The organism is Marinomonas sp. TW1 (assembly GCF_001625355.1).
Lineage (GTDB): Bacteria > Pseudomonadota > Gammaproteobacteria > Pseudomonadales > Marinomonadaceae > Marinomonas.
In genome coordinates, this window is the sequence record NZ_JSEE01000012.1 from 135845 (window position 1) to 148109 (window position 12265).

General features: G+C 41.8%; 11 protein-coding genes and 1 rRNA gene. 2 read left to right on the plus strand and 10 right to left on the minus strand.

Annotated elements, in window-relative coordinates; genetic code table 11:
• Positions 1 to 4 precede the first annotated feature (4 nt).
• The gene (locus tag OA79_RS12550; RefSeq protein ID WP_063333575.1) at positions 5 to 673 is read left to right on the plus strand and encodes a sensor histidine kinase; all 669 of its coding nucleotides are present in this window, start codon (positions 5 to 7) and stop codon (positions 671 to 673) included.
• A gap of 19 nt (positions 674 to 692) precedes the next feature.
• Here the strand turns inward: OA79_RS12550 and OA79_RS12555 are convergent, their stop codons facing one another.
• The 9 genes from OA79_RS12555 to OA79_RS12595 all read right to left on the minus strand — a co-directional run bounded on the left by OA79_RS12555 (position 693) and on the right by OA79_RS12595 (position 8342).
• Positions 693 to 1310: a GntR family transcriptional regulator gene (locus tag OA79_RS12555; RefSeq protein ID WP_063333576.1), complete on the minus strand. Its 618-nt coding sequence runs from the start codon at positions 1308 to 1310 to the stop codon at positions 693 to 695.
• Entirely contained in the window at positions 1311 to 2498 is a 1188-nt protein-coding gene (locus OA79_RS12560; RefSeq protein ID WP_063333577.1) for a benzoate/H(+) symporter BenE family transporter, read from the minus strand. It lies immediately after the preceding gene.
• A 142-nt stretch (positions 2499 to 2640) separates the two neighbouring features.
• Complete coding sequence (ehuA, locus tag OA79_RS12565; protein ID WP_063333578.1) at positions 2641 to 3414, minus strand: ectoine/hydroxyectoine ABC transporter ATP-binding protein EhuA; 774 nt, start codon at positions 3412 to 3414, stop codon at positions 2641 to 2643.
• Entirely contained in the window at positions 3411 to 4088 is a 678-nt protein-coding gene (gene ehuD / locus OA79_RS12570; RefSeq protein WP_063333579.1) for an ectoine/hydroxyectoine ABC transporter permease subunit EhuD, read from the minus strand. Before ehuD ends, ehuA begins: the two co-directional genes overlap by 4 nt.
• Complete coding sequence (gene ehuC / locus OA79_RS12575) at positions 4088 to 4747, minus strand: ectoine/hydroxyectoine ABC transporter permease subunit EhuC (RefSeq protein ID WP_063333580.1); 660 nt, start codon at positions 4745 to 4747, stop codon at positions 4088 to 4090. The genes ehuD and ehuC overlap by 1 nt, the downstream gene beginning before the upstream one ends.
• Before the next feature lie 18 nt (positions 4748 to 4765).
• Positions 4766 to 5578 carry an ectoine/hydroxyectoine ABC transporter substrate-binding protein EhuB gene (ehuB, locus tag OA79_RS12580; protein WP_231908867.1) on the minus strand — a complete coding sequence of 271 codons (813 nt, stop codon included), beginning with the start codon at positions 5576 to 5578 and terminating at the stop codon, positions 4766 to 4768.
• A gap of 288 nt (positions 5579 to 5866) precedes the next feature.
• On the minus strand, positions 5867 to 6580 hold the full coding sequence (locus OA79_RS12585) for a ZIP family metal transporter (RefSeq protein WP_063333582.1): 714 nt from the start codon (positions 6578 to 6580) through the stop codon (positions 5867 to 5869).
• Between the two features lie 438 nt (positions 6581 to 7018).
• Entirely contained in the window at positions 7019 to 7825 is an 807-nt protein-coding gene (locus OA79_RS12590) for a response regulator (RefSeq protein WP_063333583.1), read from the minus strand.
• 184 nt (positions 7826 to 8009) lie between these two features.
• Entirely contained in the window at positions 8010 to 8342 is a 333-nt protein-coding gene (locus tag OA79_RS12595) for a zinc ribbon domain-containing protein YjdM (protein WP_063333584.1), read from the minus strand.
• A gap of 278 nt (positions 8343 to 8620) precedes the next feature.
• Between OA79_RS12595 and OA79_RS12600 the strand changes: the two genes are divergently transcribed.
• Positions 8621 to 10486 (plus strand): TonB-dependent receptor domain-containing protein, encoded by a 1866-nt coding sequence (locus OA79_RS12600; protein ID WP_063333585.1) that lies wholly within the window; start codon positions 8621 to 8623, stop codon positions 10484 to 10486.
• Positions 10487 to 12144: 1658 nt separating this feature from the next.
• On the opposite strand, the gene rrf is transcribed toward OA79_RS12600, so the two are convergent.
• A 5S ribosomal RNA gene (gene rrf, locus OA79_RS12610) occupies positions 12145 to 12259 on the minus strand.
• Positions 12260 to 12265: the final 6 nt, after the last annotated feature.

Genomic DNA, 12265 nt, shown 5'->3' on the forward strand with positions numbered 1-12265 from the left:
CACTATGGAAAAAGTTAATATAAGCACTATTTTAGCCAGCGCTATTCATGAAAGTAAAAATCAAGTAGGTACTCTGCTTTACCAATTGCAGACGGTGAAAGAAAGCTTAGGTAAAGAAGCGCCCCAAAACCGTAAAATCATTCAGATAGAAGAGTCCTTAAAAAAACTCAACGACGAATGGGTTGAATACCTATATTTATATCGATTAGCCTCTGATGGGTATGAACTCCACCCAGATACCTTCTTAATGGAAGAATTCTTGGACGACCAAGTTTTCGCGTTATCGCCTTCCGCCATAGCAAAAGATCTTCAGTTAAGTTTTGATTGTGACCCAAAACTGACAGGTTGTTTTGATGAACGCCTCATGACCGCCGTTGTCAGTACCGCTGTCTATAATGCCTTTCGCTATGCGAAAAGTAAGATTGTACTAACAGCACTTGAAGAAAAGAATTTTTTGATCATCAATATAGAAGATGACGGCCCTGGCTTTGTTGATGATGAAGAACACCATCATCACGATACCTTATTGGATGACAACACAGGGCTGGGGTTGTATTTTGCAGAGCTCTCGGCAAGCGCTCACACTTACGGAGAAACCTGCGGATACATTGAAAAATCGACCTCGCGCTTTGGTGGCGCGTGTTTGTCTGTGCATTTACCACAGACCTCATGACCTTTCTGTAAAGACAAGGTTAAGCTTTTTTCAAATACTCACTTAGGCACTTCCCAGCAGACATAATATGCCTTTCAAGCAACTGCACAGCTGCCGCTTTCTCACGACAGGTTATTAATTCTAACCACTCTCTGTGCTCTTGTTGACTGTGATTATGATAGCCTAATGGTCCAAACTGAAAACCAAGGTAACGACTTGCCTGTATATTTAGCACTTCAATACTTCTCATTAAAGTCGGACGCTGACAAGCCTGATAAACAGCACAATGAAAACGCCAATTTAGCTCTCCGCGCTCCAATAAAGTTAAGTCACTCGCCTCTAGCTTGCTTAGGTATGAGTATGCTTCATCCACATGAGTCGATTTAATGTGCTCAAAAGCAAACTCTAGCGCCAACGTTTCAAGCCTTGCTCGCATTAAAGCTAGGTCTTCCGCTTCTTTCAAATTAAGCTTAGGAACCATCACTCCCGCTTTACCATGAGGTACTAGCCAGGCCTCCGCCTTTAAAGCCTGTAACGCATCACGAACAGGAATTCGACTAACCCCATAACGCGCCGATAAAACGACTTGCCTTAACGCCACCCCCATAGGCAAGCGATTGTTTAAGATATCTTCTTTAATACGATACATTAACTCCATTTAGCGCTTCCTAGGCCATTTCAATTTACTGATTAATAAGCATATGATGCCAAACAGAATGCCCCAGAAAGCTGATGCGATACCAACAAACGAAACCCCCGATACGGTGACCAGAAATGTCACTAAAGCCGCTTCTCGAGTACTGTCTTCAAGCATCGCGGTTTTCAGGTTCATCCCGATAGTCCCCAGTAAAGCGATCCCCGCGAGCGCGCCCACCATACTCGCAGGAAAAACGGCGAACAATGCCACGACTGATACGCCAGCCAAGCCAGCAATTAAGTAAAATACACCTGCTGATAATCCTGCTATGTAGCGCTTTTTTGGGTCTCTGTGACACTCATTGCCAGAACAAATCGCCGCCGTAATAGCCGCAAGATTAAAAGCAAAACCACCTGCTGGCGCTAAGACTACAGAGGCCAACCCCGTCCAACTGATCAAAGGTGACACCGGCGTTTTATAACCACTGCCTCGCATGACGGCGACCCCAGGAATATTTTGCGATGACATAGTCACAATAAATAAAGGTATCCCCACCCCTATGAGAGCGCTTAAGTTCCACTCAGGAAACACCCAGATTAACTGACCGAATTGCACGGGAATCGTTGATAAAATAGTCTGTTCTGAACGACCAAGCACACACAACACACCTGCAATTAGAACCAATAAAATGGCATATCGAGGTATAAAAACTTTGCTGAATAAATACACCAACAACATGGTCGAAACCAAAAAAATGTCTTCTGTTAGAGACGTAAAAATGGACAAACCAAATTGAAACAGCACCCCTGCCAACATAGCGCAGGCAATGGGTAATGGAACCCAATTCATGACCCTATCAAACAAACCAGAGATGCCGACTAAGCAGGCTAATAGCCCTGCGAACATAAAAACACCGATCGCTTCTGGGTAACTAACATTCGCTAAACTGGTGACCAATAACGCAGCACCAGGTGTTGACCAAGCCGTAATCACTGGCGTCTTATACCATAAAGATAAAAAGAAACAGGTCGCTCCCATTCCAATTCCAAGTACCATAATCCAAGAGACAATGATGTCCTCACTTGCTCCTGCAGCTTGTGCCGCTTGGAAAACAATCGCGACAGAACTTGCAAAGCCAATTAATACCGCTACAAATCCAGCCACAACCGCACTTAGACTAAAATCTTTTAAAATTGATCGCACATCCATCACCCAAATAAAACTTAGGTCATTACTATACGAAGAAAAGCATTAAAATGTATACATTTTAATGCTTTATCCAAAAAAACTGCACCGATTCACACCAGTACAGTTCCCTTAAGCTTCATTCGATATCAAAAAGCAAATTTGATTAATTCAGATACGCATTTAAAAAAGCCTTAGTACGTGCTTCCTTGGGCGAGGTAAAAATATCCTCTGGCGCCCCTTCTTCAACAATGCGTCCCTGATCAAAAAAGCAAACCCTATCACTCACTTCCCTTGCAAAATACATCTCATGAGTTACTAATAACATAGTAAAACGCTGCTCTTTGGCAAGATTACGAATCACATCAAGGACTTCGTCAACTAACTCAGGATCCAAGGCGGACGTAATCTCGTCTAGCAGCAAAATGGAAGGACGCATTGCAAGAGCTCGGGCAATACCAACGCGTTGCTTTTGCCCACCAGAGAGGTCATTTGGGTAACTGTCTGCCTTATCAGCAAGACCGACTAATTCCAGCAGATCTTCAGCATTTTTTTCAGCGTCAGAACGAGACAATCCCTTCACTCGCATTGGCGCTTCAGTAATGTTGCGCTTCACTGTCATATGTGGAAACAAATTAAAATGCTGAAACACCATTCCTAAGTGATCCCTCATTTTGTGTAAATGCTTATTTGAAGCTGGTACATAACTCCCATTCCACGGCATATGCCAGAGAGACTCACCATTGACATTAATATAACCACCATCAATACCCTCTAATGTCATCAGTATTCTTAATAAAGTGCTTTTACCTGACCCACTAGGACCAATAATAGAAACAATTTCATTTTCTTTAACTGAGAAATTGAAGTCATTAAAAATACTGGTATCACCAAATCGCTTAGAGACATTTTTAAATTCAATTATGGGATGACTACTCATTTCAGACTAATTCCTTCTTTCGGAAAGCGATTCTCAATCATGTGAATGCCGTATGCGGCCATGATGCTAAACATCAAATATAAAATCCCCACCAAAGTGAATGGCTCAAGATATCGAAAATTTTCAGAACCAATGATTTTGGCAATTTGCAGCATCTCCAGCAACGTAATAGCAGACAACTGCGGTGTTTCTTTAAACATGGCGATAATGTAATTCCCTGTGGCAGGGATCATCGGACGAATCGCCTGAGGCAAGATGACATCACGATACGTGTCGAACATGGAAAGATTCAATGCTCTGGATGCTTCCCACTGCCCTTTTTCTACCCCATCAATACCGCTACGAAACACTTCTGAAAGATAAGCGCCATAATGCAGCCCCAGTGCCAAAACACCGGTCAATAAAGGTGACATGCTAATACCGAATTCCGGCATGACGTAGTACAGGAAAAAAATTTGTACCAGCAAAGGCGTACTGCGTATAAATTCAACCAGCCAATAGATTACACTACGTATACTGCGGTGCCGACTGCGTCTGATTAAGGCAAAAGCCAAGCCCACTAAAACAGCTAAACAACTTCCTAACAAAGTAGCCAGCAAAGTCACTTTCGCTGCCGACAAGATCATTGGCAATACTTCCCAAGTGAATGCCCAACTCCAAGTTAACCCGACCATTATTTAACCCCTCCACGTCCAAGACCTTTACTTAGGCGCTTTTCTAGATAGCGGAAACACAAGGCCAAACATTGCGAGATAACAAAATAAAGTAATAAGACCACACCGAAAATTTCACCTACTTGTAAGGTCATATCTGCGAGTGATTTTGCCTTAAACGTTAGATCTGCAATGGTAATTAACGATACCAAAGATGTCGCTTTAACAAGCTCAATCGCTAAGTTCCCAAATGGTGGAATCATGCCAACTAAAGCCTGAGGTAAAATAATGCGTCTTAAGCTTTGTGATGGTGTGAAGTTTAATGCGATAGACGCTTCAAACTGTCCCTTTGGAACAGAAGAAATGGCGCCGCGAACCACCTCTGTACCATAAGCGCCAATGTTTAGACCCAGAGCAATCACGCCTGCCGTCATAGCATCGATAGAAAAACCAAATAAAGGGAGAACAAAGTAAATCCAATACAATTGGATCAATGCTGACGTGCCACGGAAAAACTCAATATAAACAACGGCTAATTGCTTTAAAGGAAAGCCACCATATAAGCGCATTAAGCCAAAGATAAAGGCCATGGCGGCAGCCAAAGGCAGTGCCATTGCAACGATTTTAATCGTCACAATGGCACCTTGAAGTAACACGGAGACTATTTCTCCAAATTCCATTCTGTTTACTCCTTGGCGTTACTTACAAAGTTTCTCAGCCGTCATACCTTTAGCCAAAGTATGTTGACCAAAGCCATATGGCTCAACCATGGTTAGATGCTCCTCTGAACCCAAAAAATCGGCCAGTTTGTTATTAAACGCATCTCGTAGATTCTCATCGCCAGGGCGGAACCCAAACGCACCATAACCTTTCACTGATTTGCCACTGATTATCAGATCCTCAAAAGGTTGTGCTAATTCTACTTTGCTGTCTTTAGACGCAAGGTTCGCCATGGTTAAGCTGGTACCAGCTAGCGCATCAATTCGACCCGCTTTCAAAGCCGCAACACCTGATGGATAATCAGGTAATGTCACTATTTTATTCATCGCAATGCCAAAATCACGTGCATAGCCATACTCAACCGCTCCTGACATCACGCCCATTTTTACATCTTTGGAGTGAATGTCTGCATAGCCATTCAGTTGCTCTGGATTGCCATTTTTAACTAAAAAGCCTTCGCCAATACTGTAGGTGGGATTGGAAAAGAGTATTTGCATACAACGTTTTGGTGTTACATACATGCCTGCCGCAATGACATCAAACCGACCCGCTCTCAAGCCAGGAATTAAAGCACCAAACTCAGTCACCACCACATCAACATCTTTAACACCCAACTCTTCTAACACATGAACCGCGATCACTGGTGCTTCACCTGCTGGTTCGCCATCAGACGTGGTGTAGCCATAAGGAACTTCATTCGCTACCCCTATGGTCACTTTACCTTCTTGCTTAATGTCATCTAAGGTATCCGCATAAACCGATACAGATAGAATAGAGAAACAAAATATCATTAGTGATATAACTTTATTTTTTATAGAAAAATACATTTAAAGCCTCGTCCTTTGTGAATAAATCGTCTAATTCCTTATTAATCCTATACAATCAAAGAGATTTACTCAATATGATTAGAGTTATAAACATTTCAACTCTTAACTAAAAATAAAAAAAAGGCACTCCAACTCACATCGAAAGGCAGACATAGCAAGGCATAGAAATAGAATTCTAGGAATGAAAAAAACACGATGAGAGAAACACAAATAACCGTAAATCAGAGGATGTTGTTTGATTTTACCAACGAGTTAGGCGATAGACATATACCCAACCAAGCCCAACGAGAAACCAAGTACGGCGCCTAATGGTGGCCCCCAATGTTTCTCTAAAACAGCTTGAGGTGCAATGTCTTGAAATACAATATAAAGGATCCCCCCAGCCGAAAATAGCATAATTCCAGAAATGACATTGTGATATTCAGACAGCCAGATGTATGCAATCATGCCTGCTATAGGTCCTGTCAACGCCAAGAGAAAAAACAAAATCAGAACCGTTTTTACCGGATAGGCTCGAGTATCTCGCAACTCCCGAAATGCATTAAAACCTTCTGGAATATTTTGCATGACAATCAGTAAGGTAATGAGCAGCGCATCACGGCTGCCAGTTGCAACCGAAGCACCTAAGGCAAGAGATTCTGGAATAAAGTCAGACAACATGGCAATTAATTGACTTACTGATGAACCACTTTTTGCAAGGTAGTAATCCAGTAACATAAAACTAACGCCACCAGAAACAAACACGCTGGTCGCTTGTAAGGAAGAAAAACCAGATATGCCTTGTGGTACCAAAACTAAAGCCACAGCAGACATCAAAGCGCCACCGCCAAAAGCAGTAATACCATGCAGGATTTCTTTTTCTAACCAAACCGGTTTAATATGAAGAAAGTGAGCAATAATTGCACCTGCGGGCATGGCCATGCCCGCAAAAAAAGTAAGAAAAAACGCATACTGTAACGGTACCATTCATCGTTTTCCTAAACAGTTAGCCGAGTCCATTTTATGTCTCAAATCGTACAGCTATGAAACATTGTTAACGCTCAATATTGACCCAAGCATCCCAACCTTGCCAGTCTTCGTGATTTAATTCATCAAAATTTGGTTTACGACTTATATTTTTTGAATTGCTTCGAGTTAAGGATCTAATTAGTTGTTTCACTCCACATCTCCTAAATGCTGGTAATGGCACCAAGATATACGATGAAGAGGAATCGCGATATTGAGATAAATATAACGCCTTAATAAATTTCGGCTATCAACAGCAAGCATAACCTCAAAGACGCTTTAGAAAACAAGATTCAGCTCTAAGACGGTGTTAAAGCAATCACCAAAGCAACTCACTTTATCTATGACTAGACCGACCTGAGTTAAAATAGCTTAGCGCAATTCATCTACTGCTATTTGTTAACTGACCAGTTCCGTTTTGGCATCATCTGAAGTATCTAAAACCTGACGATTTTTAACCCCACCCAACGTGAGAGCGTCCATCAACTTAGTTAAGTCGTTAACACAATTAGGCTGACTCTCAAGTGTGTCCAAATTGATCGCCACATCACAGACATGAACCCCCTCTTGTATAGGGCTCGAAGCTTCAATACGAACAATGTCATAAACCAGCTCCTTAATAGTAATATCTTGAGCTTTAGAGGTTGGCATTGAAAAGCTGATCCGACATTTATCGAACAACCTGATCTGATCTGTGTAAGGGACCTCAAATAACATTCCGGAACTGCTGAGATTTTTAATCTTACCTAACACAGACTCCTGAGACATAAATGACACTTGAAAACGGTGCGGCGGAAGATCCGAAACTCGAGCACTTCTTCTTTGCTCAGAGCTGTACCAGGCGCGACGTATGGCATCCTCTAGTCGCTCCGGTGTAAACGGTTTAACAAGGTACTGTGTCACCCCTTTCTCAATCGCATCAACAACAAAACTCTTGCTGTCTTCAGATGCCATCATAATAAAAGGAGTATTTTTGAGCTTTGGATGATTCCGTATAAAATCAAGCAATTGAAAACCATTCAAATGAGGCATATCCAAATCAGAGATGACCACATCAACCGCTTGCTTTTGCAAAATGAGCTTAGCTGTTAGTCCATTGACAGCAGACAATATTCTTTGACTTCCTAACTGATCATAAATCGTGCTTTTCACAACCGAGCGAACAGATTGACTATCATCAGCAATCAAAAAACTAACATTTTTCATGTATTTTCCTTTGCTATAAATCAATGAAGAAAAATAACCGAACGCAATAATAACACCGGATGTAACAAAATGTATCTAAAAATACGCTTAAATTCGGTTAATCCAACCTCAAAATAATTCGTTAGAATCTCTTTAAGTTTACGAACACTGTCCACCAGATTCGTTCTATTAATCTCATATCACGTTACGATTTTTTGACAAAATGTGCAGAAATAAACATGTCACCCACGCCATAAACGCGACAGTCTAACTGATGATCTTTGCCTTCCTTAATACGCTTAATAACGGCTTTCGTGCCCATCTTTAACACCTGTGAACTGCCTTTCACTTTTAGATCTTTAATGAGTGTTACCTTGCCACCCTCCACCAACAGATTGCCATTAGCATCAAGCACTTTTACTTCGTCTTCCTGCTCCTCTTCTACTCCCCATTCGTAACCGCACTCCGGACAGATAAGTAAAGATTGATCTTGATAAACATAGTCAGAATGGCAGTTTGAACAAGGTGGTAACGGCATAATACATCTCATGAACAGATAAAATTTGATCGTTTAATTAGAAGCTAAGCGATGGCACTGCTCAACTCAACTCAACTCAAAAGGCATTTTTTCTAATCATTAAACGCCCTAATTTTTTACACAACGTCAGTTTTTTGTACGGATTGCACAAAACGGAACACGATGTTCGAAGAAACAAATAAGAACTAATGCGATAATGAGAACAATTAACATTTGAACAGTATCTGTTTTTCGTTTTGAAATCTATCGTCATATTAAAAATAGGAGCCACACCAGCAATGAAAAAAATAAGCTTGATGAGTATGACAGCCTTAGCTGTCGCCGCCTCCAATGCAAGCCTTGCAGAAGAACAATTGGATAACCTCGTTATCACAGCCTCAGGCTTCGAACAAGAAACCACCGAAGCCCCTGCATCCATCAGCGTTATTACGGCTGAAGATATTGAAAAAGGCGCTTACCGAGACCTTGCTGAAGCAATTGAAAGCGTTCCTGGCGTGCAATTAGTATCAAGCTTTGGAGGTCAGACAATTCAGATTCGTGGTTTGGGTGCTGATTATACTCTAATAATGGTTGATGGCCGCCCTCAAAATTCACGTGAATCACAAGCCAAAGAGAGTCAGGGTTTCGAACAAGAATTTATGCCTCCTTTATCCATGATTGAACGTATTGAAATTGTACGTGGACCTATGTCTACCCTATATGGATCAAGTGCTATGGGCGGCGCAATCAACATCATTACAAAAAAGCATACCAATGAATGGCACGGCAACATACGTTCCGAGCTAGTCATAGCTGAGGGCAGTAAGTTTAATAACCGCAATAAGAATTCAATTTCTTTATCGGGCCCGATTATTTCCGACAAACTTAGCTTGCAATTAAATACGGAATATTTTGAGCAAGAAGAAGATGAAATCATAGGTGGAAATGTTGAGAAAAATACCGAAAGCTATCGCGCTAAAGTGAGTTTTTCTCCAAATGACGACCATACATTTGCTTTAGATGTCAGCAGAACCGAAATAGAGAGAATTTCAACAACAACGGGGTACGATGCAAAATTTGGATCGTTTCAAGAAAACGAAAAAGAATCGTTAGCTTTAACTCACGAAGGCAATTATGGCTCTATCGAAGAGAGCAGTTATTTACAAATTGACTCTGTTGACAACATCACTGGTGAATCCAAAGTGTCCAATACAATTTTAGACTCAAATTGGACCCTACCATCTGATGATCATATCCTCACGATTGGTGGTAATTACACACAATCAGAGCTAGAAGGCTCGGATAATTCAAGTAATGTTACTAACGACCAAGTTGCTCTTTATGCTGAAGACGAGTGGGGAATCACTGACAACTTCGCGTTAACAATAGGCTTGCGAGCAGATAAGAATGAGAATTTTGATGAGCATTTAAGCCCACGTCTATATGGTGTCTTTTCTTTTTCAGATCAATGGACATTAAAAGGTGGTATATCAACTGGTTATAAAACACCAAAGATTCGTCAACTATCTTCAGACTGGGGAGTAATAGGCAGGGACTCTAACTATACTGTTGGGAACCCAAACTTAAAACCCGAATCATCAGTGAGTAAAGAAATTGGCATTTCTTATAACGATAACCGTACACTGACTAGCATCACCCTTTTTGAAAATAAATTTAAAGATCAAATTAGCAGAGTGGACTGCACAACCGTTGATTTCTGTGAAAACACAAACAATAGAACCTATGTAAATGTTAATAAAGCCGAAACAAAAGGCCTTGAACTAAGTACTAAATATCTCATCACAAACCGTTTAACGACGACTCTTAGCTACACTTATATGGACTCTGAGCAATTATCAGGGTCTAGTAAAGGAGAGCCTTTGACGAATACACCTAAACATGTCGGCACAGCCTCTGTTAATTGGTCAGTTTTAGAAAACATGAACACTTGGGTCAATTACCAATATCATGGCAAAGAAAATAATGAAGATGAGCCAACTCCAGCTTATGAACTTGTTGATATTGGTGGCAAATATCAGATTAACAGCAACCTAAGCGTCAGCCTAGGTATCAATAACTTACTTGGTGAAGAGTTTGATTATGATGTATTTGGATATACAGAACCAACTCGCAGATACTGGGTTGCTTTAGACGCTTCCTTCTAATCGTCCCTCAATACTACAAAGCCTCGATGAATTATTCGTCGAGGCTTTGTTTTTTTCATTACTCCCTAGTAAATTGAGTTTTACTTAACTCTAATCAAATATTATTCTGATCAAACATAGATATTGCTGTGTAATATTTCAAATCGCGGCCCAAGTTCGTTCATCACTCATTTACAGACAAGGTCACGGCTTTCGCCATTGAGTAAGTCTGGCCGTCACGCTTTGCTTACAAAATCGTCTCCTTGAAAACAATAGGCTTGCATTGACGCAAGGCCTAAACATCAAGTGGTGTGGTTTTGGTTGAACGCTGGTTGAACGCTTTGCGACTTTTAAAGGGGCCTGACCCTGCGCAATCAGTGTGAGAGACTCTTGTTTTGTCTGATCTATCGCTACTTAAATTTGTTTAGAGTTTAGACTCTCTTTTGTTATTTAGTTTGTTTTTTGATCGGAACAAAATAAATTTAACGAAAGAGAGGCGCTTATTAAAGCGCCGAGACACACTTCTAGGGACGGTATGCCCCCCTGAAGACATAAGAGGTAAAAATCCTAATGCATGCCATCTTGGCATTGGAGTCGTGCAGACGCGTTGAGCTTGCGAAACAGGCGCAAGCGAAGGCAATGGTAAGATGGCATTTCCTGCAGACAAAAGAAGTGACTATTACCATCGGCGATGGTATCTCAGGGATCAGATCCGAAACTGACGACCTATATATGCTCTTTGGGTACGACCTACTCTTATAATGCTCTTGGGGTACACATGGGATCCCCCACACTACCCTCGGCGATGGCTAGCGCCTGCGGCGAATAAAGAGTCTCTGCTGAGTTCGAGGTGGGATCAGGTGGTTCAACGCCTCTATGATCGTCAAGCAATTCGGTTTGCGTATCGTTCTGGTATGAGCTGTTTGCTCTGTTAACCAAATTTCGGTAACGAATTTTCTATCTGTTTGATACTAGTACAGTATTTGATCGTGTAAAAGAACAAAACGGGCTAGGCTAACAAAATAACCGAGTCTTGCAGCTAATGTGAATGCTTTGAGGTTGCTGAACTAACCCCATCCTCACCTTCCCCTTGAAGACATAAGGGGAAGGAACAAGAGACTTGGTTTGTCGACAAAACATCATATCGGATAGCTTGAGCCCATCTGACATGCATGTGACTAGTAGCGTAATTGATTGGGTAAAAGAACAAAACGGGCTAGGCTAACAAAATAACCGAGTCTTGCAGTTAATGTGATTGGATAGAGGTTGCTGGACTAACCCCATCCCTTCCCCTTGAAGACATAAGGGGAAGGAACAAGAGACTTGGTTTGTCGACAAAACATCATATCGGATAGCTTGAGCCCATCTGACATGCATGTGACTAGATGAGCAAGATCCCAAGCAGCGTAAGCCGCTGACGACGGCAGTGACGCAAGGCGTCGCTGTTTGGGATCGTATTGTGTGGGGCTGGTCTTAGAATACTGAGGATATTAGAGACGACCTCACAGATCTAAAGCTTCGCTTTATCCCCTACGGGCATCCTTCGGATGTCTTCCACTGGCCCCTTCGGTGCATCGTGTAATCACATGTATCCAGAGGTAGTGAAGAGATAAGTGACGAGGTTCCAAAACGAAAAAACCCCGCCCTGCTTCGCAGGACGAGGTTCTTTTCATTTTAAAGCTTGACGACGACCTACTCTCACATGGGATCCCCCACACTACCATCGGCGATGGCGCTTTTCACTGCTGAGTTCGGGATGGGATCAGGTGGTTCAACGCCTCTATGATCGTCAAGCAATTC